The sequence below is a fragment of the Achromobacter sp. DH1f genome (genome assembly GCF_000633435.1).
In the GTDB taxonomy this organism is placed as follows: Bacteria; Pseudomonadota; Gammaproteobacteria; order Burkholderiales; family Burkholderiaceae_B; genus Achromobacter; species Achromobacter deleyi.
Genome location: NZ_AYMF01000029.1, coordinates 118,264 through 142,902 on the forward strand (window position 1 = coordinate 118,264; position 24,639 = coordinate 142,902).

Sequence of the window (24,639 nt, forward strand, 5' to 3'; positions counted from 1 at the left end):
CCTCCGTTTCAGACGCTGAAGCCGCCCGCAAGCGCGAGCCGACCCAGGTCAAATGCTTCGTTGACAACCGCACCCCGCGGCGCCACCTGTTCGGCCAGCCGCTCGACCGAGTCCTCCAGCCGCGCCAGCACATCCGCATCGATCTGGCTGGCGCCGGCATCGTCGATGCTCACCTGCTTGTCGGTGGCATAGACCCCGGCCAGAATGTGCCGCGCGCCCAGCGCGGACAGCACAGGCTTCAAGCCATACTCCAGCGCCAGCAGATGCGCCGGACTGCCGCCGGTGGCAATCGGCAGCACCACCTTGCCCGCCAACGCCTTTTCGTCCAGCAGATCCAGCACCGCCTTCAACCCGCCCGAAAACGAGGCTTTGTAGACCGGCGTGGAAATCAGCACGGCATCGGCCGTGGCCACCCGCGCCCGCAAGGCATTGGCGGCAGCCCCGGTGTAATGCCCTTCAACCAGGTCTTCGGCAGGAATGTCGCGCAGCCCCAATTCGATGATGCCCAACCCCCGCGCCCGCAACAGCTGCGCGGCATGGCGCAGCAAGGCGGAAGAACGGGAGCGCTGCGACGGACTGCCCGCCAACGTAAGAATGCTCATGTCAAATGGCCGGTGTAGCGTTGAAGAATCCTGCGCGGCGCCAGGCCGTTTCAGAAGGCGGGAATCAGCGAACCCTTGAATTCGCTTTCGATGAAGGCCCGCACTTCGGGCGACTGATAGGCCGACACCAGCTTCTTGACCCAGGGCTGGTCCCGGTCTTTGGTGCGCACGGCAATGACATTGGCATAAGGCCCATCCGCCGCTTCACGCCCAATGGCATCACGCGCCGGCTCGAGGCCCGCCTGCGTGGCGTAGTCGTTGTTGATGGAAGCGGCAGTCAGGTCATCCAGCGAACGCGGCAGCTGCGCCGCATCCAGCGCCACGAGCTTGAGCTTGCGCGGATTGGAGACGACATCAAGCGGCGTGGCATTGTTCTTCTGCTCGGCCTCGGGCTTGAGGGTAATGAGCTTATAAGCGGCGAGCAGACGCAACGCCCGGTTGCCGTTGGAAGGATCGTTCTGAATGCCGACAGACGCACCTTCGGGCAGATCATTGAGCGACTTGATCTTGCGCGAATAGAACCCCAGCGGCGCGGTAACGGTCAGCCCCACGGGCACGATGTCAAAGCCGCGCGCCTTGATCTGGTTATCCAGGAAAGGCTTGTGCTGAAACGCATTGGCATCCAGATCACCCGCATTGAGCGCCGCGTTGGGCAGCTGGTAATCATTGAATTTGACGAGCTTGATCTCAAGACCTTGGCGGGCAGCGACTTGCTTGACGACATCAAAGATCTTCTCGGTCGTGCCGACGGAGATGCCGACGGTGATGGTCTTTTTATCTTGGGTATCCGCGTGAGCGGCAGGCGCGATCGCAAAGGCGATTGCAGTGACGGCTAGCAGGTTTCTGGCGAACGACATCTTGTTTTTCCGAATATGCAGAGAATCGATGGTTGATTCTGGCATCGTGGGGCGGGGCGGAAAAATACTTAGTCGGTATGAAGTTATGTGTTGAAGATTGATCTGGAGGAGAATGGCTTTGTTTTGGAAATATGACGATATTTCTTGGGGTTTTAGGGGGAGTGGGTTGTGCGTGGGTTTGAGTTCTTAAGTCGCGCTTGGCGGTGTCGGGGTGTGGAGGGCGGGGCTACGATTGCGGTCCGGAGCCTTCGCTCCGGACTGCCCCGTCCTCATCCTCGTACGCCTTCGGCTCCCTACGGATTCCGTCGGGCGCATCTACACGCCCCGCCCTCCACACCCCGACACCGCCAAGCGCTCACGGTTAGGATCATTCACGGACGCTGGGACGGGCGGTGTGCTTGGCGTTTTTTTCACGGTCAGGGGGGGTGGGCGGGGTGGGACGGGGCCCGCTTCGTGCCGGCCGCGCGGGCGGCCTTACGAAGCTTACGCGGTGTCTTGCGTGCGCCGATGACGCTCTCGCGTGTGGGTGGCGATGCTGGTGGTGTCAGAGACGCCATGGGCATCAACAGTGCTGCCAGCTTCTAGCGGCGCGGATTCCGCGGCGTTCCACATCAATGTGCAGCGCCCGATGGGCGGCGCGCGAGACGGTCAGCATGCGCAAGCAGGACCTTGCCGCGCCGCCCATCACCGCCCCACCCCCACGATGTGCGACCCAATAGAAAACCCCTCTCCAACAGCGCGAAGCGCACCCACAACACATTCCAGCAACGCAATGCCAAACGTGGCCGCCCGCGCGGCCGCGGCTTGGCGACCCTGCAGATTCCATTCCCTGCACACAGGTCTAGCAGCGCAACGAACCCAGACGCGCGTAGTCCCTCGCGGCGGTGGCATGCGGGGCGGGCAACCTCGATGCGCCCGAGGGAATCGGAAGGGAGCCGAAGGCGTACGACGATGACGACGGGGCAGTCCGGAGCGAAGGCTCCGGACCGCAATCGTGGGCGCCCGCCCCGCATGCCACCGCCGCGAGGGACGACCTACGAAGCACCGAACGACCTACGAAACACAGAGCGACCAAGAACCCGAAGCATCAAACAATCACCCCCCGGAAGTCCCCCGCCACATGCTCCAAAGGCAACCGACTCCGCCCCGCTCCAAAAAGCTTCTCCCGAAGCGTCCCCTCGACATAAGAAGTCTTAAAGACCCCACGTTCCTGCAACTCAGGCACCACCAGATCGATAAAGTCCGAATAGCACTCAGGCGTCACCGTACGCGCCAGATTGAAGCCATCGATATCTGTTTCTTCCACCCAGGATGCCAGTTCCTCTGCCACCTGCGCTCCGCTGCCCACCAGCGCCGGATAGCGGCCGCCCAGTGCCATGTCCGCCAGCAGGTCATTCACTGTGCGATCCGTTCTGGCCACCGTCAGATTCTTCACTGCGGACTCGATCGCGTTGTTCTTCACATAGCGTATCGGTTCGTCGTTCCTGTATTGCGAAAAGTCTATCCCTGTTGAACTCGCATAGTGCGCCAGGCCGGCCTCTGGATTGGCGTAGCGCAGATATTCCGCGTGCTTTTCCCTGGCCTCGGCCTCCGTCTTGCCCACCACTGCCGTCACGCCCATGAAGAACTTGATGTCGCGCGGGTCGCGCCCTTCCTTCGCGACCGACTCGCGCACGCTTGCCACCAGCTTGCGCAGGCCTTCCTTGGTTTGGCTCGACACGAACACACATTCCGCGTGGCGCGCCGCGAACGCCTGGCCGCGGCCCGACGAACCAGCCTGGTAGAGCACCGGCGTGCGCTGGCGTGATGGCTCCGACAGGTGGTAGCCCTGCACCTTGTAGTACTTGCCCTCGTGGTCTATCCGGCGCACCGCCTCCGGGTCCGCATAGACCCGGGCCGCGCGATCCGCGCGCACCGCCTTGTCGTCCCAGCTGCCTTCCCACAGCTTGTAGGCCACCTCCAGGAACTCGTCCGCGCGGTCGTAGCGTTCGTCGTGCGCGATCTGCTCCGACAGCCCCATCGCCCGCGCCGCGCTCTCCAGGTAGCCCGTCACGATGTTCCAGCCGATGCGGCCGTTCGTCAGGTGGTCCAGCGTCGAAAAGCGGCGAGCCAGCAGGTACGGGGCCTCGTACGTCAGGTTCACCGTCACCCCGAAACCCAGGTGGCGCGTCGCGGCCGCCATTGCCGACACCGTCAACAGCGGGTCGTTCACCGGCAGCTGGATCGACTCGCGCAGCGTCAGGTCTGCCGAGTCCTGGTACACGTCGTATACCCCAACGATATCGGCCAGGAACAGGCCATCGAACAGGCCGCGTTCCAGCAGGCGCGCCAGGTCCGTCCAGTAGTCCAGCGTCTTGTATTGCGTCGACGTATCGCGTGGATGCGTCCACAGGCCGTGGTTGATGTGGCCTACGCAATTCATGTTGAATGCGTTCAGGAGGATTTGCTTCTTCGCCATGGCGTGCCGCTTTCCGAAGTGTCAGGTGGTGCCGACCCGGCCGGGGACCGCGTCGTTCAGGTAGTAATTGCCCACCGCGTGGCGCTTCCAGCGCACCGGGTCGTGCAGCGTGTGGGTGCGCGCGTTGCGCCAGTGGCGGTCCAGGTTCAGGTGGTCCAGCGTGGCCTGCGTGCCGGCCAGCTCGAACAACTTCGTGCCCGCCGCCAGCGCCGATTCCGTCGTCAGCGCGCGGGCCTCGGCCACCGCGATGGCGGCGGCTGCCACCAGGTGCGGCTGCGGGTCGGCGGTCGCCACGTCCAGGATGCGGCCGGCGCGGGCCACCAGCGCTCTTGCGGCATCCAGGCGGATCGACAGGCGGCCGAATTCGCTGAGCGTCAGCGGGTCGTCGGCCGCGCGTTCCACGCCGGCATCGATCCACGGGCGCGAGCGGTTGCGCACGAACTCCAGCGCGTCCGCCAGCGCCGCCTGGCCGATGCCCAGGTCGATCGCGGCGTGGATGATCTGCGCCAGCGGCTTGATCGTGTTGGGCGGCGCAGTGGGGTCGACCAGCACCATCACGTTCTCCGCCGGCACTGCCACGTCCTTGAACAGCACCGTGCCGCTGCCCGTCACGCGCTGGCCGAAGCCCGACCAGTCGTCGATCACCTCCACCCCGGGGCTGTCGCGGCGCACGAAGGCCAGGCGCTGGATCGCGTCATCGCCCACCGTGGCGGTGGGAATCCACTGCGCGTACAGGGCACCCGTGCAATAGAACTTGCTGCCGTTGATGCGCCAGCCGCCCTCGCCGTCCGGCGACAGACGGGTGCGGCGTTCCGCCGCGGTGCGGGTGCCGACCTCGGCCAAGGCGTTGCCGAAGCGTTCGCCGGCCAGGGCGCGGGCGTAGAAGCGGCGCTTCTGGTCGGCGCTGCCGTTCACGCGCAGCACTTCCAGCGCGTAATAGTGATTTTGCGGAATCTGGCCCAGCGAGCCGTCGGCGGCCGAGATGATCGCGGTCACTTCGGCCAGCGTCACCCGCGACACCCCCGCCCCGCCGTATTCTCGCGGCACGGTGATGCCCCACAGACCCGATTGCGAATAGCGTTCCAGTTCCGGCAGCGGCAGGCGCCGTTCGCGATCGCGCTGGGCGGCCTCCAGGGCGAAGTCGGCCGCCAGCGCGCGCGCAACGTCCAGCGCCTGGGCATCGCTGGCGATGAGGGCGGCGCGCTGCGGCGCCAGGGTCGAAATGGGCGTGTCGCTCATGGCTCAGATCCAGGAATGGCGGTTGGGGCGGCGGCCGTTCAGCAGGTAATTGCCCACGGCGTGGTACTTCCAGCGCACGGGGTCGTGCAGCGTGTGGGTGCGGGCATTGCGCCAATGGCGATCCAGGTTGAATTCCGCCAGCGATGAACGCGAGCCGGACAGCTCGAACAGCGTTTCGCTGGCGGCCAGCGCGATCTCGGTGGTCAGCGCCTTGGCGCGCGCCACGGCGATGGATGCCGCGGCCACGTCGTCGGCGTCCAGCGTGCGCGGGGTGGCGTCGTCCAGGTGCGCAGCGGCTTCGAGCAAAACGGCCTGCGCGGCGTGCAGGTCGATGAACAGGCGGCCTACGTCGCCGATCACATAGGGGTCTTGCGTGGCGCGTTCGACGCCGGCCTCGGCCCACGGACGGGCGCGTTCGCGCAGGAATTTGACGGTGTCGTTCAGCGCCGCCTCGGCAATGCCGGCGTCGATGGCGGCCTGCATCAGCTGGGCGAACGGGCCTTGCAGCGCGGGCTTTTCCTGCACCGCCCAGGCCGGCAGCACGGCGTCAGGTTCGACCCGCACGTTGTCCAGCAGCACCGTGCCGCTGGCGGTGGTGCGCTGGCCGAAGCTGGACCAATCGTCCACCACCGTCAGGCCCGGCGCGCCGCGATCCAGCAGCACCGTCACCAGGCGGCCTTCGGTGTCCAGCGCCTTGGTGGGTATCCAGTGCGCGTACAGCGCACCGGTGGAATAGTATTTTCGCCCCGACAGCCGGTAGCCATTGCCCTCGGCCACCAGCCGCGCTTGCACGTCGCGCGCATGGCGGGTGTGGCGTTCGGGGCCGGCGTTGCCCAGGCGGCGGCCGGCCAGCACGCCTTCGTAGTAGTGCTGCTTCTGCTGCGGCGTGCCCACCTGGCGCAGCAGGTTGAGCGAGCCGAAATGATTCTGGGGAATCTGGCCCAGCGACGGGTCGGCCGCGCTGATGATGCGAAACACCTCGGCCAGCGTCACGTGCGACACCTGGGCGCCGCCGTATTCGCGCGGCACCGTGATGCCGCCCAGGCCGCTGGCGGAATAGCGTTCGATCTCGCGCCACGGCAGGCTGCGGTCCCGATCGCGCTGCGCCGCGCCTTGCGCGAAGTCGGCGGCCAGCGCATGCGCGGCATCGATGGCTTCAGCATCGCTGTGCAGCCGGGCGGCCGGCACCACGCGGGGCGCCTCGTCGTTGTCCTGCGGAAAGGGGGAAGCTGCGGCTTGCGGCATGAGACGGGGCGCCAGGGGTGAAAACATGCAGCCTATCGGCGCGGCCCGGCGCGCGGAAGGACGGATTTCTCATGCGGTTATTTGAAATCGGTATATGCCGCGCCGTGCCCCGCGCTACCTGTTAGCAGGCGTCGCGGCGGCATAACGAAATCACCAAAGAGTGTTTGCGGCCGGCTTTCGCGCTTGCTTAGAGTCGAGCTTTTCCGAGCCCTGCGCCTTGCCGCCTGCCTTCATGCCCGAACTGGATCTGCCTATTGCCCTGGACTACGACGGCGCGCTGGAAGCCCGGCTGTTCGACGACATCCGCGTTGTCGTGGCGCCCAATATTCCGGCCGCACGCATCGAACCGCCACGCGACCTGGCCAATGCCGACGAGCGCCAGGCAGCCGGCGAATACGCCATCTGGAACACCGTGCACGACCTGTTCATCACGCAGGTGGCGGCGCATGCCATTGCCGGCCTGTTCCGCGACGACACCGAGTTCCAGTTCGCCCTGGCGCGCCAGTTGGGCGACGACGCGGCCCATGCGGAATTCTCGCGCGGCCGCGCTGCCGCGCTGCTGGGCCGCGACCCTTTGCCCGAAGTCGAGCAAGGCGTGCGCGATGCCTGGGACCTGATCGGCGGCTTTGCGCTGCGCAATTGGCAGAACTTCCTGGCCTGGCAGTTCCATTACGAACACTACATCCTGGCACGCCTGTTCGTGAACCGCCGCACCGCCCGCGTGCTGGACTTCGGCCATCGCGAATTTGGCGAAAACCGCATCCTGCCCGACGAAGAAGCGCACCGCATCCGCATCACGCAATGGTGGCTGCGCAAGTTGGCGAACGCCAGCGAGGCCCAGCGCCATGACTGGACCGAAAGCCTGATCCAGGCCGATGAAGACGTGCAACGCATTCTTGCACCCTACCTGCGCGATTCCTGGCAACTGAACCTGCGCGCCACCGGCCTGGATACCCGCGGCCACGTCGCGCTGTACGACGCCTGGCGGCGCGAACTGCTGGCCACGCTGCTGCGCGTGGCCCCCGACGACCTGCCCCCCTTGACCAGCCTGGCCGCCTGACCCGGCGACGCCCATCACGACCGAAGGAACCCGCATGACCCAGCCCTTGCCCCCGGCGTTCGACACCGACGCGCCGCAGGACACCGTCAACCCCCTGCGCCGCTGGCTGCTCAGCGCCGGTGCGCTGATGGGCACCGGCGCGCTGTTTCCCAACGTGATCTTCGCGCCGGCCCATGCCGACACGCAGAGCCTGCCGAACACGCTGCAAGGCGCCACCCCGGGTGGCGTGCTGAACGCCGTGGTGCATCCCGAGCCGCCGACGCTGGCCTTCTATCTGAACTCGTCCACGCCCACGGGCGCCGTGGCCAGCAAGATCTTCGACGGCCTGGTGGAATACGGCCCCGACCTGAAACCGCGGCCGGTGCTGGCCGAAAGCTGGACCGTGTCGGAAGACGGCAAGACCATCACCTTCAAATTGCGCCAGGGCGTGCTATGGCACGATGGCAAGCCGTTCACCGCGGCCGACGTGAAGTGGTCCGCCGAAGAGGTCTGGCTGAAGCACGCGCCCAGCGCGCGCCGCGTGTTCCAGTACCTGAAGCAGGTGGAAACGCCTGACGACCACACCGTGGTGCTGCACCTGTCGCAGCCCACGCCGGTGGCGCTGAACGCCATCGACTCGCTGGGCGCGCCGATTCTGCCGCGCCACCTGTTCGAAGGCACCGACATCCAGAACAACCCCTACAACAACAAGCCGGTGGGCACGGGGCCGTTCGTCTTCAAAGAATGGAATCGCGGCAACTACATCGTGCTCGAACGAAACGCGCACTACTGGCAGCCCGAACGGCCCTTCCTGGACCGCATCGTGTGGAAGATCGTGCCCGACGTATCCGGCCGCGCCACCGCGCTGGAAACTGGCGCGGTCTCGTATGGCGAGCGCAATCCGGTGGCCTTCACCGACGCCACCCGCCTGTCCCAGCTGCCCAAGCTGGCGGTGGACACGTCCGGCTACAACGGCTTTGCCGCGTGGCTGTGGCTGGAAGCCAACTTGCGCGACCCTATCCTGTCGAACCTGAAGGTGCGCCAGGCCATCGCCCACGCGGTCAACAAGCAGGCGCTGGTCAAGACCGTCTGGAACGGCTATGCCGAACCCTTCGTCAGCCCGGTGCCGTCGCTGGTCAAGCCGTACCACAACCCCAATGTGCAGCAGTACGCCTACGACCCCGCGCTGGCCGAAAAGCTGCTGGACGAAGCCGGCTACCCGCGCGGCGCCGGCGGCTGGCGCTTTGCGCTGACCCACGACTACATTCCGTTCGGCGACGACTACCGCCGCACCGGCGAATTCGTGCGCCAGGCGCTGCGCAAGATCGGCATCGACGTCACCCTGCGCGGCCTGGACCTGGCCACCTGGACCCGCAACGTCTTCACCGACTACAACTTCCAGCTGATCAGTTCATGGGGCACGGTACTGATCGATCCGCAACTGGGGGTCGAAACCCGCTACTGGAGCAAGGCCGAAGCCCGCGGTACGCCCTGGTACAACGCGTCCGGCTACAACAACCCCGACATGGACCGCGCCATCGAGGCCGCCCAGGTCGAGACCGACCCCAAAAAGCGCATCGAACAGTACAACGAGGTGCAGCGGCTGGCGCAGCGCGACCTGCCGCTGATCGGGTTGTTCGAATTCCGCTGGTTCGGCGTCTGGGACAAGCAGCTGCGCAACGTGACCGACGCGTCGTCCCACTCGCGCAACAACTTCGCCAACGTCTGGCTCGGCAAAGCCTGAGCGCCGCGGAACCCGCCAGCCATGTTCGCGCGCCTGCCCCGCCCCGTCCGCTACCTGCTGCAGATCCTGTTCGTGGTGGGCGCCACGGCGGTGGCGAATTTCTTCCTGCTCAAGCTCGTGCCCGGCGACCTGGTGGATGTGATCGCCGCGGAAAACAGCGGCATCACTCCGGCCCACGTGGCCGAGCTGCGGCTGGCCTACGGGCTGGACCAGAGCGTGCTGGCGCAACTGGGCTATTACCTGAAAAGCCTGGCGTCGCTGGACCTGGGCTATTCGTTCCGCTATGGCGAGCCGGTGGCAACGCTGATCTTCGGCAGGCTGCCGGCGACGCTGGCACTCATCGGCACGGGGCTGGCGCTGTCAGTGGTGTTGGGGGTGCTGCTGGGCGTGCTGGCGGCCCGGCGGCCGCATGGTCTGTTGGACACACTGCTGTCGGCCCTGGCCACGGCCGGCTATTCCGCCCCCATGTTCTGGACCGCGCTGATGCTCATCGTGGGGTTCGGCGTGCACCTGGACTGGCTGCCGGTCGGCGGCATTCGCGACGTGGGCGCGGCCTACCAGGGCTGGGCGCTGTGGCTGGACTATGCGCGGCACCTGGCGCTGCCGGTGGCCACGGTGGCGATCTACTACGTGGCCATCTACGCGCGGCTGTCGCGCGCGTCCATGATCGAAACGCTGCAGGAAGACTACATCCGCACCGCGCGCGCGCGCGGCAACGGCGAGGCCCGGGTGATCTGGCGCCATGCGCTGCGCAACGCCATCCTGCCCGTCGTCACCATGCTGGGCCTGCAGAGCAGCGCGCTGCTGGGCGGCAGCATCGTGGTGGAAACCGTGTTTGCGTGGCCTGGCCTGGGCCAGCTGTCGTTCGAGGCCATCGCCAGCCGCGACGTCAACCTGCTGCTGGGCATTCTGCTGATGAGCGCGGCGCTGGTGGCGGTAATGAACATTGCCGTCGATGCTACCTACGGGTGGCTGGATCCCCGCGTGAGAAAAGCATGACGCTGCGTATCGGCTTGCTTGCCACGCTGCGCCTGTTGCGCGCACCGTCCGCCGCCATCGGCGCGGCCATCCTGGCGCTGCTGCTGGGCGCTGCCGCCACCGCCGGCTGGCTGTACCCCGGCGACCCGCTGGAGATGGTGGGCGCACCCTTCACCTGGCCGGGCAGCGACGCCGAGTTTCCCGCCGGCACCGACCTGATGGGCCGCGACATCCTGGCCGGCCTGTTCCACGGCGCGCGCGTGTCGTTGCTGGTGGGCGGCGCATCCGCCGCCATTGCACTGGGTATCGGTCTGCTGGTGGGTGCCTTTGCCGGGTACGCCGGCCCGCGCACCGACGCGGTGTTGATGCGCGTGACCGAGCTGTTCCAGACCGTGCCGTCGTTTCTGCTGGCGATCGTGCTGGTGGCGATCCTGGGGCCGTCGCTGTCGACCATCATCTTCGCGCTGGGCGTCACGTCCTGGACCGGCATCGCGCGCCTGACGCGCGGCGAATTCATCGCGCTGCGCGAACGCGAATTCGTGCGCGCCGCCCAGGCGCTGGGCGCGGGACACGCCCGCATCATCTTCCGCGAGATCCTGCCCAACGCCCTGCCGCCCATCATCGTCACCACCGCCGTACTGGTGGCCAACGCCATCCTGTCGGAAGCCGGACTGTCGTTCCTGGGCCTGGGCGACCCCAACGTGGTCAGCTGGGGCAGCATGGTGGGCGCCGGCCGCGAGGCCCTGCGCACCGCCTGGTACATGACCGCCCTGCCCGGCCTGACCATCATGGCCGCCGTGCTGGCGCTGAACCTGCTCAGCGATGCCATCAACGACGCGCTCAACCCCAAGCTGCGGCGCCGCACGGCCACGGCGCCTGCGCCCGCGCGCTGACCCGTCCGGGCCTTGCCAACACGAATGCCATGAGCACACTGATCGACATCCAAGGGCTGAACGTGGCCTTTCCCGGCCACCAGGCCGTCAACAACCTGGACCTGCAGATCCGCGCGGGTGAAACGCTGGCGCTGGTGGGCGAGTCCGGCTGCGGCAAGTCCACCACCGCGCTGGCGTTGCTGGGCCTGTTGCCGCGCCACGCCCGTGCCAGCGGCCGGATCCTGTTCGAAGGCCGCGACCTGCTGACCCTGCCGCAGCGCCAGCGCTGCGCGCTGCGCGGCGACCGCATCGCGATGATCTTCCAGGAACCCATGACCAGCCTGAACCCGGTGCTGACGCTGGGCGAACAGATCGGCGAGGCCCTGCGCCTGCATCGCGGCGCCACGGCCCGCGCTGCCCGCCAGCGCGCCATTGAGTTGCTGGACCTGGTGCGGGTGCCGGAGCCGCAGCACCGGGTCGACGACTACCCGCACCTGTTGTCGGGCGGCCAGCGTCAGCGCGCCATGATCGCCGCCGCCATCGCCTGCGAGCCGGCGCTGCTGGTGGCCGACGAGCCCACCACGGCGCTGGACGTCACCGTGCAGGCGCAGATCCTGCGGCTGCTGGACGACCTGCGCGCCGACCTGGGCATGGGCTTGCTGCTGATCACGCATGACCTGGCCGTGGTGGGCGACTGGGCCGATCGAGTCGCCGTGATGGTGGCCGGCGAGAAGGTCGAGGAAGGCCTGGCGTCGGCGCTGCTGTCGCAACCGCGCCATCCGTACACCCGCGGCCTGCTCGGCGCCTCGCTGCGGCTGGACGATGCCACCCACTACCGCCAGCGCCGCCTGCCGGAAATCCGCACGCGGCTGGACCCCGCATCCGGACGGCCCGTCTTCGGGCTGGTCACCCCGCCCCGCGTCGCGGCCGCCAACGACCCCGCCGTGCCCGATGCGGTGCCGCTGTTGCAGGTGCGCGACCTGCGGGTGGACTACCCGACCCGCCAGGGCGCCAAGACCGCCGTGGACGGCGTGTCGTTCCAGATCGAGCGGGGCGAAACGCTGGGCCTGGTAGGCGAATCCGGTTGCGGCAAATCGACGCTTTCTCGCACCCTGGTACGCCTGCTGGCCCCCGCGGGCGGCCACATCCTGCTGCGCGGCCAGGACACCACCCATCTGGGAAAACGCGACCTGGCCGCCTACCGCCAGAGCGTGCAGATGATCTTCCAGGACCCCTACGCCTCGCTCAACCCGCGCCATACCGTGGCCGACATCCTGGAAGCCGCGCTGCGCATCCATCACGTCACCGACCGCCATGAGCGCCGCCGCCGCATCACCCACATGCTCGATGCCGTGGGCCTGCCGCAGGCCGCGCTGGCCCGCTACCCCAGCGAATTCTCGGGCGGCCAGCGCCAGCGCATCGGCATCGCCCGCGCACTGGTGCTGCGGCCGGCGCTGGTGATCTGCGACGAACCCGTATCGGCGCTGGACGTGTCGGTGCAAGCGCAGATCCTGAACCTGCTGGTGGACCTGAAGGCGGAATTCGGCCTGTCGTACCTGTTCATCTCACACGACCTGTCGGTGGTGCACTACCTGGCCGACCGGGTGCTGGTCATGAATGCGGGCCGGATCGTCGAAGAAGGGCCCAACGCCACCCTGTGGCGCGACGCCCGCCACCCGTACACGCGCAGCCTGATCGAGGCGCTGCCGCGCGGGCTGGCCGGGGACGGCGAGACGCTGCGCCGCATCGCATAGCGGGCGCCAGCGGGGCCCGGCCAGGCGCCCGGCTGGGCGCGCCCAGCTCGGCGCCCAGCTCGGCGCCCCCCCCCACCTCCTCCCAACGCACTACTGGATTGCGGCCAGACGCAGGCCTATACTGAATTCACCCGTTGCTGGACCTTCCTTTTTTCAAAGGAGACGCAACATGTACAGGCATCTGCTCGTCGCCGTGGACGGCTCTCTCACGTCCGAATCGGCCTTCAAGCAAGCACTCGTTTTCGCCAAGGAAATGGGGGCTTCGATCACGATCCTGCGCGCCATTCCGGAAGACCATCTGCTGGTCTACCAGGCCGAAATGCTGGGCGCGCACCAGGCCCCGCCCACCGACCAGGCCCGCAAGAACGCCGCCGCGTATCTCGATGGCCTGGAAATGGAAGCGCGCCACGCCCTGGTGCCCTGCAGCACCGCCGTCGCCGTCAACGACCATCCCCACGAAGCGATCGTCGAAGCGTCGCTGCAGCATCATTGCGACCTGATCGTGATGGGTTCGCACGGGCGCCACGGCATGACGGGCTTTCTCTTGGGCAGCGAAACCCAGCGGGTGCTGGCGCGCACGAAGCTGCCGGTGCTGGTGTTCCGGCAAGACCGGCCGAAGGCCGCGTGAAGGGTTGAAGGCTAAGAGCGAAGGCCGCTTGGGGCCAACGGCCGTTTCAGGGGCTACGCCGGCCCAGGCTCAATCCTGGCCGGCCGCCACCGCCGCATGCTGGAACGTGAAGCTGTCGGCATACACATGGTCCAGGCTGGCGCCGCGCTCGGCCAGCAGCGTCGTGGCTTCGCTGACCATGGCCGGGGCGCCGCACAGGTAGATGGCGTGTTCCGACAGGTCGGCATGGTCTTGCAGCACCGCTTGCTGGACATGGCCGCGGCGGCCCGGCCAGTCCGCCCCCGCGCGCGACAGTACGGGCACGAAGTTGAACTCGTACAGGCGCCCCGCCCAGCTTTCGATCTCTTGGCGCAAATACAGGTCGGCTTCGGTGCGCATGCCCCAGTACAGCGTCACCGGCGGGCAGTCGTCGTTGTCCAGCAGCGATTCCAGGATGGCCTTGATCGGGGCGATGCCCGTGCCCGTCGCCAGCATGATCATCGGCCGCCAGTCTTCCTCGTGGTAGCTGAAGACGCCCAGCGGCGCCTCGATCTCCAGCGGTGCGCCGGCCTGCGCCTGGCCCAGCCAGTGGTCGGTATAGCGGCCGCCGGGAATGCGGCGCACATGAAAATCGACCAGATTGCCGGCCGGGGCCGACGCCATCGAGAAACTGCGGGTTTCGCCGTCTGGCAGCAGCACATTCATGTACTGGCCCGGCGCGTAGTCCAGCGGCGTATCCGGCGGCAGCGCCAGCGTCAGGTGGATCACGTCATCGCACAGCGGCGCGATGCGATGCACCTGGGCGGGCAGGCGCCGCGGCTCGGCGAACGCGCGCCGGTCGGGCACGCTCAGACTCAGGTCGCTCTGGGGCCGCGCCTGGCAGGCCAGCGCGTAGCCCTGAGCCGCCTCTTCCGGCGTCAGCGCCATGGGGAACTCGTCGTAGGTCACCGTTCCCGCCGCCAGCTTCACGCGGCAGGTGCCGCAGCCGCCGAAGGTGCATTCGTGCGGCAGCTTCACCGCGGCGCGGGTGGCGGCGTCCAGCACGGATTCGCCTTCCTCCACCAGAAAGGTCTGCTCGGTTTCCAGGATATGCACGCGGTATGCCATGACGTCACCAGCCGGCTGTCGATTATTTCTTGATGTCGGCCTGCACCAGCACTTTCAGGCCGTGCGGCTCCAGCAGTTCGGCCAGCGCGGTCAACGCCGCCAGGCCGGCCTGGGTGTCCTGCTCGCCGTTGCCGCCGCTCAGGCCCACCCCGCCTATCACCTCGTCGTTGACCACGATGGGAAAACCGCCGACAAACGCGGCGAACTTGCCCTCGAAGCTCCATTGGATGCCGAAGGCCTCGTTGCCCGGCAGCGCGGGGCCGTTGGGCGGCGTGGTGAACAAATGGGTCGAGCGTTTGTGGCCCGCGGCGGTAAAGGCCTTGTTCCAGGCGATCTGCGGGCCGGTGATGCGGGCGCCGTTCATGCGCTCCAGCGCTATCGGGTAGCCGCCGTCGTCGACGATGCACACCGATTCCAGCACGCCGATCTGTTCCGATCGAGCGATGGCCGCACGCACCATGGCGCGCGCTTCTTCCAGTTCCAGGCGATAGATCTGCTTCATGTCAGTGATTCCCAGGTTGGCCGTCAGCCGGCGCGGTAGACGGTCTTGATCTGCGTGTAGAACTCCAACCCGACGCGGCCCGACTCGCGGAACGTCGACGTGCTGGAACTTTTCAGGCCGCCGAACGGCGCGTTGATGAGATTGCCGGTGGTGGTGCGGTTGATCTTCACCGTGCCGGCCTGGATGTCGCGGGCGAAGCGATGCGCATAACGCGCATCGGTCGTGGCGATGGCGGCCGACAGGCCGTATTCCGTGTCGTTGGCGCAGGCGATGGCCTCGTCGTAGCCGTCCACCGCAATCAGGGCCAGCACCGGGCCGAAGATTTCCTCGCGGGCGATCCGCATCTGCTGCGTCACGTCGGTAAACAGGGCCGGCGTGACGTAGTAGCCGCGGTCAAAGCCCTCGCCGGTCAGGCGATCGCCGCCCAGCAGATGGGTGGCTTCCTGCTTGCCCACCGCCACGTAGCTCAGCACCGTGTCCAGCTGCTTCTGCGTGGCCAGCGGACCCAGGTCGAAATTGCCGTCCAGGCCATTGCCGATGGTCAGCGCCTTCATTCTTGCCAGCAGCTTGTCGGTAAAGGCCGGCAGCACCTTGCGATCGACCAGCAACCGGCTGGTGCCGGTGCACGCCTGGCCCGACAGCGAAAAGCCGCCTTTCACGGCCAGATCCACCGCGCGGTCCAGGTCGGCATCGGCCAGCACGATCAATGGGTTCTTGCCGCCCAGCTCCATCTGCGTGCGCGTGGTCAGGCCCGCGCCGCGGTGGATCTGCTCGCCCGCGGCGGTCGACCCGGTGAACGAAATCGCGCGCACGGCCGGCGCGGTGGTGATGGATGCCCCCACTTTGGACGCCGGCCCGATGACCAGGTTCAGCACGCCGGCAGGCAGCCCGGCCTGCACGAAGGCTTCGGCCAGCCGGTAGCCCGACAGCGGCGCGTCCGACGACGGCTTGAAGACCACCGTATTGCCGCTGATCAGCGCCGGGGCGATCTTGCGCGCCGGAATCGAGATCGGGAAGTTCCAGGGCGAAATCACGGTCACCACGCCCAGCGGCTCGCGCTGGCTGTAGACCACCATGTCCGGATCGTCGTTGACGAAGGTCTCGCCGGTGAACGACTGCCCTTCCACCGCATAGAAGCGGATGGTCTGGGCCGACCGCAGCACTTCGTCGCGCGCCAGCGCCAGGCCCTTGCCTTCTTCGCGGGTCAGTTCCCGCGCCACGCTGTCGGCGTGGTCTTCCAGGTATTGGGCGGCGCGAAACAGAATGGCCGCGCGCTTGGAGATCGGCGTGTCGCGCCACGCGGCAAACGCCGCCTGCGCGGCGGCCACCGCCCGGGCGCCGTCGGTCGCGTCCGACAGCGGAAACCGCCCCACCACGTCGCTCGTGTCGGCGGGATTGAGGTTGGGGGCCGTGGCGCCCGAGGCGCAAGGCACCCATTCACCGCCAATATGGTTCTGGAATTCCTGCTGCGAGAGATCGTCCACGGGTGTCCTTCCTTTGCCGGGCTGGCCTGATTGCCCGGAAATGGGCCGTCTGAGGTAATTTCTGAACATTGTATACTTTAATCTAAGCTATTCGATCCGCGTAAACCCGAAGACGCCGCCCCCCGGGGGCCGTCTCGTTCACTGCCAGATCAGGACGGCGCAGATGGTGGACACGAACAGCGCCAACAGCACCGGCACGAGCAGCGCCCGCACCAGCGACAGCACGTGAACCCGTGCAAAGCCAGCCACCGCAATCAATGAAGACCAGGCGATCAGCGTGCCGCCGCCCGTCCAGACCGCGCCCATCTGGCCCACCGCGGCCAGCGTGGCTGCGTCCACCCCCACCACTGGGCCCAACGCGCCCGACAGCGTGCCGGTCAGCGGCAGGCCGGCGAAACCCGAGCCGTCGATGCCGGTGATCATGCCCACCAGCAGCACGCCGAAGGCAACCAGGAAGTGGTTTTCGGGAATCAGGTGCTGGCCCGCCGAGATCACTTCGAACAGCAGGCCTGGCGCCTGCGCCTGGGGCATGCCCAGGATCTGGGCCGCGGTCTCATTGGCGCCCACGAAGAAGAAGCCGGCAATCGGCAACACCGAGCCCATGGCTTTAAAAGCGAACACGAAGCCGTCGGTGACGTGCTCTGGGCACACGTCCAGCATCTTGCGCGGGCCTTCGGCGGCCAGCGTGACGAACATCATCACCACGAAGGCCACGCCGCCCACCAGCGCCGCCGCGTCGCCGCCGCGCAGGGCCGGCAGGCCGGGAACCAGCCGCGGCACCACCATCACGGCGATCACGCCCAGGAACGCCAGCGGCGTCACCACCGCGAACACGCGCGACCAGCGCACACGGCGCCGTTCGGCCTCGTCCAGCCCCGGGCCGCGCGGCAGCGTGGGGTTGGCGCCCATGGTGCCGCGGGCCAGTTCCGCCTTGTCGAACGAGCCGGAGTGCTCGATCTCGGCCAGGCTGCCGTCCTGCGCACGGGCCTGCCAGGCCGGCAGCAACGCCGGGTCGGCCGCCACGATGTGCTTGCGGATCAGCAGATAGGCAGCGGTCAGCGCCACCGCGCCGGTGATCAAGGACAGCACCAGCGCGCGGTCTGCCACGACCGCTGCGCTGACCGCCGCGCCCGCCGCCTTGGCGCTGATGCCCGGCGCTACGCCGATGACGTAGTCCGACGACAGCGCCATGCCCTGCCCGGCAATGGCGATCGCCATCGCACCCGCCAGGGGCGGCAGGCCCGCCGCAATGGCCGCGGGCAGCAGGATCGCCGACACCAGCGGCACCGCTGGCGTGGGCCAGAAGAACAACGAAATCACATAGGTACAGAGCGCCAGGATGATGAACGACGAATGCCCGCCCCGCATCACCCGCCGGAACGGCTGCACCATGCGCACGTCCGCCTGCAGCGTCTTGAGCGCATTGAGCAGCGCGGTCATGAAGGTGATGACCAGAAAGATGTTGAATAGCTCTTTGGCCGCCACGAAGCTGGCCGAAAAAATGCCGATCAGCCCGCTGATCGGGTTGCCCGTGATGGCCAGCACCACCAGGAAAGTGCCGATCACCGACGGCACCACCACATTGGCCCGCAGGATCATCGTCAGGATGATGGCGGCCACACTGGCCAGGTACACCCAGTGAGCGGCGTTGAGCACGACGTCCGATTGCATGCGTAATTCCCCTTGTCGACGTGGCTGTTAAGTCGCCACGTCGGTATACTATATTTAGGTTGAAGCCATACCCATCGAAATATGCAGGGCCTAGGGAAACCGATAATTCTGAAAATTTCTTGAATATCCCAGGAAAATCAGGGTACTAACTAGTGCATCGTGCCCGGTCATGGTGCATGGGAAGAAATCTCTTGGACTACCGTATACATAAAGGCATCATGGCATGACCGCTTTCCTTCCCGATGCCTGGCAATACGCGGCCATGGCGGTCGTGGTGTTCGGCGCCGCGCTGGCCCAGGGGGTGGGCGGCATCGGCTTCGCCATGTTCGCCGCGCCGGTCGCCGCACTGTGCTTCCCCCAGCTGGCGCCCGGCCCATTGCTGACATTGGGCGGCTTCATTTCCCTTCTGACCGCCCTGCGCGAACGCGCCGCCATCGACTGGCGCGCGGTGGGCTACGCCCTGACGGGCCGGGCCGCCGGCACACTGATCGCCATCTATGCCATGGCCCGCTTTTCGGCCCAGGCGCTGGGCCTGCTGTTCGCCGTGATGATCCTGGCTGCCGTCGCGCTCAGCCTGGCCGGCCTGCGCTTTGCCGCCACGCCAGGCCGCGTGTCGGGCGCCGGCGTAGCCTCGGGCATCATGGGCACCATGACCTCGGTAGGCGCCCCGCCGATCGCCATCGTGCTGCAGCACGCTGAACCCGCGCGGCTGCGCGCCACGCTGGGCATGGTCTTGTTCCTGGGGTCCATCTTCTCGCTTGCCATGCTGGCGCTGGCCAATCGCTATACCGGCTACCACGCCGGGCTGGCCCTCAGCCTGGCACCCTTCCTGCTGGCCGGTTTTGCCGTTTCCAGCCGCCTGCGCAGGCTGCTGCCCCCGCGCGCCGTGCGCGGCGTGCTACTGGGCGCCTGCGCCCTGGGCGCTGTCGGCGTCATCGCCAAGGCCCTGTGGATGGGTTGACGCCGCCGGCCCGCATCACCGCCACACCGCCCGCGGATACAACCCGGTAATACAATGAAGACTGTATCCATTCCACCCACCCCGCTCGCCATGACCACCATGCCCGTCAGCCCGCAAGCCGTAGACACGCAGCCTTCTGCCCCGCTGAAGATCGGCGAGCAGCATCCGCAGTTGTTCGCGGTCATCCGCGACAAGCTGCGCGAGCGCATTCTCAGCGGCGAATTCACGCCGGGCGATCGCCTGGTCGAAGGCCGCCTGTCCGAAGAAATGGGGGTGTCGCGCATCCCGGTGCGCGAAGCGCTGCGGGCGCTGGCCGCCGAAGGCCTGGTCACCATCGAGCCGCGCCGCGGGGCGTCGGTGTCGGTGCTGTCCGACGCGGTGGCCTACGACATGGTCGAAGTGCGCGCCACGCTCGAAGGCCTGAACGCCAAGCTGGCGGCGCAGCGCCGCGACGACAAAACCGTGGAACGCCTGCAGGCCTTCCTGCGCGAAGGCACCGAGGCCGCGCGCAGCGAACAGCTGGACAAGTTCCTGGCGCTGAATTCGCAGTTCCACGAAATGCTGGCCACCATCGGCGGCAACGTGGTGCTGACCGACCTGATGCGATCCTTGCGCGACCGCACCGCGCTGCTGTTCGCGCCCAGCAACATGCACCGCGCCAAGCAGAACTGGGACGAACACTCGCAGATCCTGAACGCCGTCATCGCCGGCAACGGCGACCTGGCCGCCCTGCTGGCCAGCCAGCACGTGCACAACGCCGCCAAGGCCTACACCGACACCCGCCAGGCGCACTCGTCGGCCGCCTGAGCGGCCCATTGCCTCATCCGGCGGTCACGAATCCGCCTGTGCGGCAGGTCCTGCGGCGGCAGGCGCGCTGGCCACGGCCTGCACCACGCCCTTGCCGTTCTGCACCACCCACGACACGGCCACGTCGCCCAGCACGAAGGTCTGGCACGCCATGCGGTAACCGGCCTCGAAATCCTCGGGCCGCAGATGCTTGCGTTCCTTGGGCTTGATGGCGTCGGTGTTTTCCAGCCCTTGTTCGATGCGGCATTTGCAGGTGCCGCACAGGCCCCCGCCGCACTTGAACGGAATGCCGCCGCGCTCCTTGAGCGACACGCGCAGCAGATTGCTGTTTTCGGGTGCGGTGACGACCTTGCCGCCGTTCGAAAGAAAAGTGATGTTGACCATGCTGCTCAATGCTCCGCGGCGACGGGGTGGGCGCGTCGCGTCAAAGTGGTGTCGCTGCTGCCGAATCGCGTCAGGTGATCCAGCTCGCGGCGCGCGGCCTCGATCGAGGCGAAGTGATCCAGGAATTTGGATGGCACGCGGTTCACGACATACGGCGGCGTCTCTTCGGTGACGACCAGCCGGGTCGGCCCGGCCAGCCGTGCAATGCTGAACACCGCGCGCGTTCGGCCGCCGCAGGTGTAGTCATAGGTTTCGATGATCTCGGCGCCCTCGCCCGCTTCGGTGCGGAACACGCCGGGCTTGGTCGTCAGGATCACATAGGGCGCATCGCCTGGATTCATGCGGGCTTCCTGGTGGGGGTCGGTCGGGTCTGGGGCCACGGCGAAAGGCCCTAGCCTTCCGTGTCCTGCGCCAGTTCGACGTCGTGGCCGATCCACAGCTGGCAGACCAGCCGATAGCCGTCGTCGACACGATCGCCCAGCTGCTTTTTTTCTTTCCAGTTCACGGGCGGCAGGTGCTCGGCCCCGGACAGGACGCGGCAGGCGCATTTGGCGCACTTGCCCATGCCACACTCGTAGCGCAGGTGCGGAAAGGGAAACTGCCGGATACCGGCGCGCACGACCAGATTGGTGTTGTCCTGCACCACGCCGGTGTAGGTCTGGCCGCCTTTGTGGAATACAACGGTGGGCATGGATCGGGGGTTCCGTGTCAGTGGCAGCAGAAGCGCCCGCGCGGGCTGCGCAGGCGCCGCCATGGCCAGGAAATCAAGCGGCCAGGCCCAGCTCGGGCAGCGCCACTTCCTGCTGCACGTAGTCGGTGTAGAGCGCCGTGGTGTACAGCAACCGCATCTGCGCGCCGATCTCGCAGATCTTCAGGCAGCGCTGTTGCAGGTCCACCGTGTTGGCGTGTTCCAGCACGATCTGGTAGCCGCGTTCGCCGTGGATCTCATCGGACACGATGTGCAGGTCGAAGAATTCCACCTCTTCGTCGGTAAAGCCGTATTTCTCGCGCAGGGTCGGCGTCTGCTTGCGGTAGATGGACGGCACCTGCGATTCCAGGCCCACCACCAGGCCGGCCACGGCCACGATGGGGTCTTCGCGCATGGCCACGGCGTAGCACCAGCTTTGCAGCGCCCGCGTGGTGGGCGACATGTTGTCGGGGTTGGTCACGCGTTCGCGGGTGGTGCCGCAGGCTTCGGCAAAGCGGATCAGCAGATCGGTGTGGCGGTCACCGCCGATTTCCTCTTCGTACATGTTCGCCAGGAGGAAATCCTTGGCTTCCGTGTAGGTGTCCGGCGTGCGGGCATACAGGTAGCCCAGGTAGTCGGCGAAGGGGCCGACATAGTGGTAGTGGTTTTCCGCCCAGCGCTGCAGATGCTGGCGGCTGAGCTTGCCTTCGGCCCAGGCAATGGAAAAGGGCGAAGCGTTGGCGCTCTTGCCCTTGATCGCGTTTTCCAACGCGCTACGAAATTCATCTCGGTTCATCAGTTCTGCCATGACGCGCTCCAGGTCCTATGGGGAGAGAGGGGGGCCGGCCGGATGCTGCCCTTGGCCGATGATGAACATTGTATACCGTCTACCATTTTAGTCGCCTAGGGTATTCCCGTCCGTTTCGGCCATATAAAGGGACCGACCCTCTGTTATCAAGGACTTGCAGCGCCGACTCGGGTTTGATCAAAGCGTGCGCAGTGCGGTACAATGAATACACTTTCAATGCAATACGGAAATACCATGACGAACCGCCATCCCCTCGGAGACGCCCCGATCGGCCAGCAGCTGCTGGCCCACTACGCCCGCCGCGACGCCGTGCGCCACGCCACGCCGCTGCTGCCCAAGTCCTGGTCGGAATGCTTCGCGCCGCTGCGCAACGAACGGCTGCAGCCGCTGGCCGCGTCCACGGGCCAGAAAAACAAAGGGCGCAATGACGCGCCGGTGGGGCAAGCGGGCTGAACCGCCTGATGCGTGTGGTGGAACGCTTGGCGCAAAGCGCCTTGGATGAAGCGCAACAGTTGGCCCGCCCTGCACGAAGCAGGCAGGCCAGGCGGCCACCCTCTCAGGCGTGCTATGCCGCTTGCCGCTGCCAGCGCCGCTTGATCCCGGCCAACAGCAGCACCAGGAAAAATCCCAGCGTGTAAGCCAGCATGTCCCACCAGTCGGGCACGCTGCCCAGGACGATGCGCAGCACCGGCTGCTCGATCCGCCACCCCAGGTAGCGGGCCAGGTACTGGCCGAACTCCACCGCATAGCCGGTCAGCAGCGCCGCCACCGCCAAGGGCAGCACGCCCGCGCGGATGAAGCTGCGATACACCAGATAGGCCCACCCCACGGCCACCACATCCCCCACGAAACCGCGCAACAGCGGGTAGGGCCTGCCCAGGGTGGCGATCAGCACCTCCAGCAGGGTCACGGCCAGCAGGGCGACAAAGGCGGATCGGTTGAAGGTCAGTAGTCTCATCATGTGGGTAAGGGCGGTGCCAGCGCGGGCGGTGGGCTTGCCGGCGCCCGCAGGGCATATCGTGCGAAAAATTCGGTTATTGGAACGGCGAACGTGACAATTCAGGTGCTGTTCACCCCGTTGTCAGCCCGTCAGGCGTAGCCTGATCCGACCGCGCCGCGAGGGGCAGGGTACTAGAAAACAACGAGGAGACAAGCATGAGCACATTCGATCCGGATGGGCGCCGGCGCTTCCTGCGTCAAGCCTGTACCGTGGGCGCCGCCGGCACGCTGGCCGGCCACGCCCTGACCAGCCTGGCCGCCCCGGCCACCGTTACCTTGCCGTTCGCCAACGGCGAGCGCGATCTGATCGCCTACCCCCAGAAGCGCCCCCTGATCCGCCAGACCTCGCGGCCGCCGCAACTGGAAACGCCATTCGCGGTGTTCAACGACGGCGTCATCACGCCCAACGACGCGTTCTTCGTGCGCTACCACCTGGGCAACATCCCCACCGCCATCGACCCGGCCGCCTACCGCCTGCGCGTCAGCGGCAAGGTCGGCACGCCGCTGGAACTGTCGCTGGCCGACCTGAAGCAGCAATTCGGCGCGCCGGTCGAACTGGTGGCCGTCACCCAGTGCTCCGGCAACAGCCGCGGCTTTTTCGAGCCTCGCGTGGGCGGCGGCCAGCTGGGTAACGGCGCCATGGGCAACGCCCGCTGGTTGGGCATTCCGCTCAAGCGCATCCTGGAAAAGGCCGGCATCCAGGCCGGCGCCCGCCAAGTCACTTTCGAAGGGCTAGACCGCCCCGTCTTGCCCGGCACGCCCGAATTCGTCAAGGCGCTGGACGCGGCCCATGCGCTGGATGGCGAGGTCATGCTGGCCTACGCCATGAACGGCGCCGACCTGCCCATGCTCAACGGCTTTCCCGTGCGGCTGGTGGTGCCGGGCCACTACGGCACCTACTGGGTCAAGCACCTGGCCGACATCAAGGTGCTGGACACCGAGTTCGACGGCTTCTGGATGCAGAAGGCCTACCGCATCCCCGACAACGACTGCGCCTGTACCCCCGTGGGCAAGGCGCCGGAGAAAACCCGCCCCATCGGCCGCTACAACGTGCGCAGCTTCATCACCAGCCTGGCCGACGGCGCCCGTGTGGCGCGGGGCCGGCCGGTACCGGTGCGCGGCATTGCCTTCGACGGCGGCCATGGCATCCGCGAGGTGCAGTTCTCGGCCGACGACGGCAAGACCTGGCGCGCCGCCAGACTGGGCCAGGACCTGGGGCGCTATTCCTTCCGCGAGTGGCACGCCGAGTTCACGCCCGACAAGGCCGGCGCCTATGCCCTGAAAGTGCGCGCCACCAACATGGCTGGAGAAACCCAGCCGCTGGACCCGCTCTGGAACCCCTCCGGCTACATGCGCAACGTGGTCGAAACCGTGCGCGTCGACGCCGCGTAAGGAGCCCGCCATGACCCGATCCCCCACCCCCGCTTGCCCCATCCGCCTGGCTGGCCTGCTCCTGACGCTGGCCGCCGCCTGTGCCGCCGCGCCTGCCGTTGCCCTGGACATCCAGCTGCCCACCGAGACCGCCACCCTGCATCCCGGCACCGGCCCCGGCGCCCAAAGCGCCGCCCTGTGCCTGATGTGCCACTCGGTCGACTACCTGTCGTCGCAACCGCCCATGCCGATCGGCTTCTGGGACGCCGAGGTCAAGAAGATGGTCGGCACCTACGGCGCCCCCATCCCGGCCGACCAGGTGCCGCTGATCGTGCAATACCTGAACCAGGCCTACCCGCCGCCCCCGGCGGCGTCCGCCAAGCCCTGAGCCTGCCCCCGGCGCCGCGCCGCCCCTTGCGGGCGGCGTCGCAATCCCTCACATTGCGGCCATTGCCTCGACTT

Annotated in this window: 25 protein-coding genes; 11 read left to right on the plus strand and 14 right to left on the minus strand. The window is 67.2% G+C overall.

Going from position 1 to position 24,639, the window contains the following annotated elements; translation table 11 throughout:
- Nucleotides 1-8: 8 nt before the first annotated feature.
- From ssuE to U858_RS0124770, 5 genes are all read right to left on the minus strand, one after another.
- Entirely contained in the window at nt 9-602 is a 594-nt protein-coding gene (ssuE, locus tag U858_RS0124750) for an NADPH-dependent FMN reductase (RefSeq protein ID WP_025139816.1), read from the minus strand.
- Between the two features lie 50 nt (nt 603-652).
- Nucleotides 653-1,459, minus strand: coding sequence for a MetQ/NlpA family ABC transporter substrate-binding protein (locus U858_RS0124755; protein WP_025139817.1), 807 nt, complete (start codon nt 1,457-1,459; stop codon nt 653-655).
- 1,087 nt (nt 1,460-2,546) lie between these two features.
- Nucleotides 2,547-3,917: an LLM class flavin-dependent oxidoreductase gene (locus tag U858_RS0124760; RefSeq protein WP_025139818.1), complete on the minus strand. Its 1,371-nt coding sequence runs from the start codon at nt 3,915-3,917 to the stop codon at nt 2,547-2,549.
- Nucleotides 3,918-3,938: 21 nt separating this feature from the next.
- Entirely contained in the window at nt 3,939-5,156 is a 1,218-nt protein-coding gene (locus U858_RS0124765; RefSeq protein WP_025139819.1) for an SfnB family sulfur acquisition oxidoreductase, read from the minus strand.
- Nucleotides 5,157-5,159: 3 nt separating this feature from the next.
- On the minus strand, nt 5,160-6,401 hold the full coding sequence (locus U858_RS0124770) for an SfnB family sulfur acquisition oxidoreductase (RefSeq protein WP_025139820.1): 1,242 nt from the start codon (nt 6,399-6,401) through the stop codon (nt 5,160-5,162).
- Nucleotides 6,402-6,633: 232 nt separating this feature from the next.
- On the opposite strand from U858_RS0124770, the gene U858_RS0124775 reads away from it, so the two are divergent.
- The 6 genes from U858_RS0124775 (at nt 6,634) to U858_RS0124800 (ending at nt 13,416) form a co-directional block, all read left to right on the plus strand.
- Nucleotides 6,634-7,461 carry a hypothetical protein gene (locus U858_RS0124775; protein WP_051593689.1) on the plus strand — a complete coding sequence of 276 codons (828 nt, stop codon included), beginning with the start codon at nt 6,634-6,636 and terminating at the stop codon, nt 7,459-7,461.
- Between the two features lie 34 nt (nt 7,462-7,495).
- Nucleotides 7,496-9,184 (plus strand): ABC transporter substrate-binding protein, encoded by a 1,689-nt coding sequence (locus U858_RS0124780; protein ID WP_025139822.1) that lies wholly within the window; start codon nt 7,496-7,498, stop codon nt 9,182-9,184.
- A gap of 21 nt (nt 9,185-9,205) precedes the next feature.
- Nucleotides 9,206-10,183 carry an ABC transporter permease gene (locus U858_RS0124785; protein WP_025139823.1) on the plus strand — a complete coding sequence of 326 codons (978 nt, stop codon included), beginning with the start codon at nt 9,206-9,208 and terminating at the stop codon, nt 10,181-10,183.
- Nucleotides 10,180-11,055: an ABC transporter permease gene (locus tag U858_RS0124790; protein WP_051593680.1), complete on the plus strand. Its 876-nt coding sequence runs from the start codon at nt 10,180-10,182 to the stop codon at nt 11,053-11,055. Before U858_RS0124785 ends, U858_RS0124790 begins: the two co-directional genes overlap by 4 nt.
- Nucleotides 11,056-11,084: 29 nt before the next feature.
- Nucleotides 11,085-12,788 carry an ABC transporter ATP-binding protein gene (locus U858_RS0124795; RefSeq protein ID WP_025139825.1) on the plus strand — a complete coding sequence of 568 codons (1,704 nt, stop codon included), beginning with the start codon at nt 11,085-11,087 and terminating at the stop codon, nt 12,786-12,788.
- A gap of 169 nt (nt 12,789-12,957) precedes the next feature.
- A complete protein-coding gene (locus tag U858_RS0124800) occupies nt 12,958-13,416 on the plus strand; it encodes a universal stress protein (RefSeq protein WP_025139826.1) in 459 nt (152 codons plus the stop codon).
- A 69-nt stretch (nt 13,417-13,485) separates the two neighbouring features.
- On the opposite strand, the gene U858_RS0124805 is transcribed toward U858_RS0124800, so the two are convergent.
- The 4 genes from U858_RS0124805 to U858_RS0124820 all read right to left on the minus strand — a co-directional run bounded on the left by U858_RS0124805 (nt 13,486) and on the right by U858_RS0124820 (nt 18,159).
- Entirely contained in the window at nt 13,486-14,502 is a 1,017-nt protein-coding gene (locus U858_RS0124805; RefSeq protein WP_025139827.1) for a 2Fe-2S iron-sulfur cluster-binding protein, read from the minus strand.
- 22 nt (nt 14,503-14,524) lie between these two features.
- The gene (locus U858_RS0124810) at nt 14,525-15,004 is read right to left on the minus strand and encodes a heme-binding protein (protein ID WP_025139828.1); all 480 of its coding nucleotides are present in this window, start codon (nt 15,002-15,004) and stop codon (nt 14,525-14,527) included.
- 23 nt (nt 15,005-15,027) lie between these two features.
- Entirely contained in the window at nt 15,028-16,488 is a 1,461-nt protein-coding gene (locus U858_RS0124815) for an aldehyde dehydrogenase family protein (RefSeq protein WP_025139829.1), read from the minus strand.
- Nucleotides 16,489-16,626: 138 nt separating this feature from the next.
- Nucleotides 16,627-18,159 carry a hypothetical protein gene (locus U858_RS0124820; protein ID WP_025139830.1) on the minus strand — a complete coding sequence of 511 codons (1,533 nt, stop codon included), beginning with the start codon at nt 18,157-18,159 and terminating at the stop codon, nt 16,627-16,629.
- 223 nt (nt 18,160-18,382) lie between these two features.
- Here U858_RS0124820 and U858_RS0124825 point away from each other — a divergent pair, with 223 nt between their 5' ends.
- On the plus strand, nt 18,383-19,120 hold the full coding sequence (locus U858_RS0124825; RefSeq protein ID WP_025139831.1) for a sulfite exporter TauE/SafE family protein: 738 nt from the start codon (nt 18,383-18,385) through the stop codon (nt 19,118-19,120).
- A gap of 90 nt (nt 19,121-19,210) precedes the next feature.
- Entirely contained in the window at nt 19,211-19,927 is a 717-nt protein-coding gene (locus U858_RS0124830) for a GntR family transcriptional regulator (RefSeq protein WP_025139832.1), read from the plus strand.
- 24 nt (nt 19,928-19,951) lie between these two features.
- Here U858_RS0124830 and U858_RS0124835 read toward each other — a convergent pair whose 3' ends face one another.
- The 4 genes from U858_RS0124835 to U858_RS0124850 form a co-directional block, all read right to left on the minus strand.
- Entirely contained in the window at nt 19,952-20,320 is a 369-nt protein-coding gene (locus tag U858_RS0124835; RefSeq protein ID WP_025139833.1) for a 2Fe-2S iron-sulfur cluster binding domain-containing protein, read from the minus strand.
- Nucleotides 20,317-20,652 carry a hypothetical protein gene (locus U858_RS0124840; RefSeq protein WP_025139834.1) on the minus strand — a complete coding sequence of 112 codons (336 nt, stop codon included), beginning with the start codon at nt 20,650-20,652 and terminating at the stop codon, nt 20,317-20,319. Before U858_RS0124840 ends, U858_RS0124835 begins: the two co-directional genes overlap by 4 nt.
- Nucleotides 20,653-20,702: 50 nt before the next feature.
- Nucleotides 20,703-21,002, minus strand: coding sequence for a 2Fe-2S iron-sulfur cluster-binding protein (locus U858_RS0124845; RefSeq protein WP_025139835.1), 300 nt, complete (start codon nt 21,000-21,002; stop codon nt 20,703-20,705).
- Between the two features lie 73 nt (nt 21,003-21,075).
- On the minus strand, nt 21,076-21,807 hold the full coding sequence (locus U858_RS0124850) for a TenA family transcriptional regulator (RefSeq protein WP_025139836.1): 732 nt from the start codon (nt 21,805-21,807) through the stop codon (nt 21,076-21,078).
- A 234-nt stretch (nt 21,808-22,041) separates the two neighbouring features.
- On the opposite strand from U858_RS0124850, the gene U858_RS0124855 reads away from it, so the two are divergent.
- The gene (locus U858_RS0124855) at nt 22,042-22,260 is read left to right on the plus strand and encodes a hypothetical protein (RefSeq protein WP_025139837.1); all 219 of its coding nucleotides are present in this window, start codon (nt 22,042-22,044) and stop codon (nt 22,258-22,260) included.
- 112 nt (nt 22,261-22,372) lie between these two features.
- Here U858_RS0124855 and U858_RS0124860 read toward each other — a convergent pair whose 3' ends face one another.
- A complete protein-coding gene (locus tag U858_RS0124860; protein ID WP_369797721.1) occupies nt 22,373-22,768 on the minus strand; it encodes a DUF2809 domain-containing protein in 396 nt (131 codons plus the stop codon).
- A 194-nt stretch (nt 22,769-22,962) separates the two neighbouring features.
- Here U858_RS0124860 and U858_RS0124865 point away from each other — a divergent pair, with 194 nt between their 5' ends.
- Both U858_RS0124865 and U858_RS0124870 read left to right on the plus strand, forming a co-directional pair.
- Entirely contained in the window at nt 22,963-24,198 is a 1,236-nt protein-coding gene (locus U858_RS0124865; RefSeq protein ID WP_025139839.1) for a molybdopterin-dependent oxidoreductase, read from the plus strand.
- Nucleotides 24,199-24,208: 10 nt separating this feature from the next.
- Nucleotides 24,209-24,565 (plus strand): hypothetical protein, encoded by a 357-nt coding sequence (locus U858_RS0124870; protein WP_025139840.1) that lies wholly within the window; start codon nt 24,209-24,211, stop codon nt 24,563-24,565.
- The last annotated feature ends 74 nt before the right edge of the window (nt 24,566-24,639 follow it).

Coding starts and splice junctions, on each gene's coding strand:
- U858_RS0124855 (WP_025139837.1), top strand. CDS start 22,042: ATGACGAACCGCCATCCCCTCGGAGACGCCCCGATCGGCCAGCAGCTG.
- U858_RS0124785 (WP_025139823.1), top strand. CDS start 9,206: ATGTTCGCGCGCCTGCCCCGCCCCGTCCGCTACCTGCTGCAGATCCTG.
- U858_RS0124800 (WP_025139826.1), top strand. CDS start 12,958: ATGTACAGGCATCTGCTCGTCGCCGTGGACGGCTCTCTCACGTCCGAA.
- U858_RS0124790 (WP_051593680.1), top strand. CDS start 10,180: ATGACGCTGCGTATCGGCTTGCTTGCCACGCTGCGCCTGTTGCGCGCA.
- U858_RS0124845 (WP_025139835.1), bottom strand. CDS start 21,002: ATGCCCACCGTTGTATTCCACAAAGGCGGCCAGACCTACACCGGCGTG.
- U858_RS0124850 (WP_025139836.1), bottom strand. CDS start 21,807: ATGGCAGAACTGATGAACCGAGATGAATTTCGTAGCGCGTTGGAAAAC.
- U858_RS0124830 (WP_025139832.1), top strand. CDS start 19,211: ATGACCACCATGCCCGTCAGCCCGCAAGCCGTAGACACGCAGCCTTCT.
- ssuE (WP_025139816.1), bottom strand. CDS start 602: ATGAGCATTCTTACGTTGGCGGGCAGTCCGTCGCAGCGCTCCCGTTCT.
- U858_RS0124765 (WP_025139819.1), bottom strand. CDS start 5,156: ATGAGCGACACGCCCATTTCGACCCTGGCGCCGCAGCGCGCCGCCCTC.
- U858_RS0124760 (WP_025139818.1), bottom strand. CDS start 3,917: ATGGCGAAGAAGCAAATCCTCCTGAACGCATTCAACATGAATTGCGTA.
- U858_RS0124870 (WP_025139840.1), top strand. CDS start 24,209: ATGACCCGATCCCCCACCCCCGCTTGCCCCATCCGCCTGGCTGGCCTG.
- U858_RS0124795 (WP_025139825.1), top strand. CDS start 11,085: ATGAGCACACTGATCGACATCCAAGGGCTGAACGTGGCCTTTCCCGGC.
- U858_RS0124770 (WP_025139820.1), bottom strand. CDS start 6,401: ATGCCGCAAGCCGCAGCTTCCCCCTTTCCGCAGGACAACGACGAGGCG.
- U858_RS0124755 (WP_025139817.1), bottom strand. CDS start 1,459: ATGTCGTTCGCCAGAAACCTGCTAGCCGTCACTGCAATCGCCTTTGCG.
- U858_RS0124775 (WP_051593689.1), top strand. CDS start 6,634: ATGCCCGAACTGGATCTGCCTATTGCCCTGGACTACGACGGCGCGCTG.
- U858_RS0124780 (WP_025139822.1), top strand. CDS start 7,496: ATGACCCAGCCCTTGCCCCCGGCGTTCGACACCGACGCGCCGCAGGAC.
- U858_RS0124840 (WP_025139834.1), bottom strand. CDS start 20,652: ATGAATCCAGGCGATGCGCCCTATGTGATCCTGACGACCAAGCCCGGC.
- U858_RS0124805 (WP_025139827.1), bottom strand. CDS start 14,502: ATGGCATACCGCGTGCATATCCTGGAAACCGAGCAGACCTTTCTGGTG.
- U858_RS0124810 (WP_025139828.1), bottom strand. CDS start 15,004: ATGAAGCAGATCTATCGCCTGGAACTGGAAGAAGCGCGCGCCATGGTG.
- U858_RS0124820 (WP_025139830.1), bottom strand. CDS start 18,159: ATGCAATCGGACGTCGTGCTCAACGCCGCTCACTGGGTGTACCTGGCC.
- U858_RS0124865 (WP_025139839.1), top strand. CDS start 22,963: ATGAGCACATTCGATCCGGATGGGCGCCGGCGCTTCCTGCGTCAAGCC.
- U858_RS0124860 (WP_369797721.1), bottom strand. CDS start 22,768: ATGATGAGACTACTGACCTTCAACCGATCCGCCTTTGTCGCCCTGCTG.
- U858_RS0124825 (WP_025139831.1), top strand. CDS start 18,383: ATGACCGCTTTCCTTCCCGATGCCTGGCAATACGCGGCCATGGCGGTC.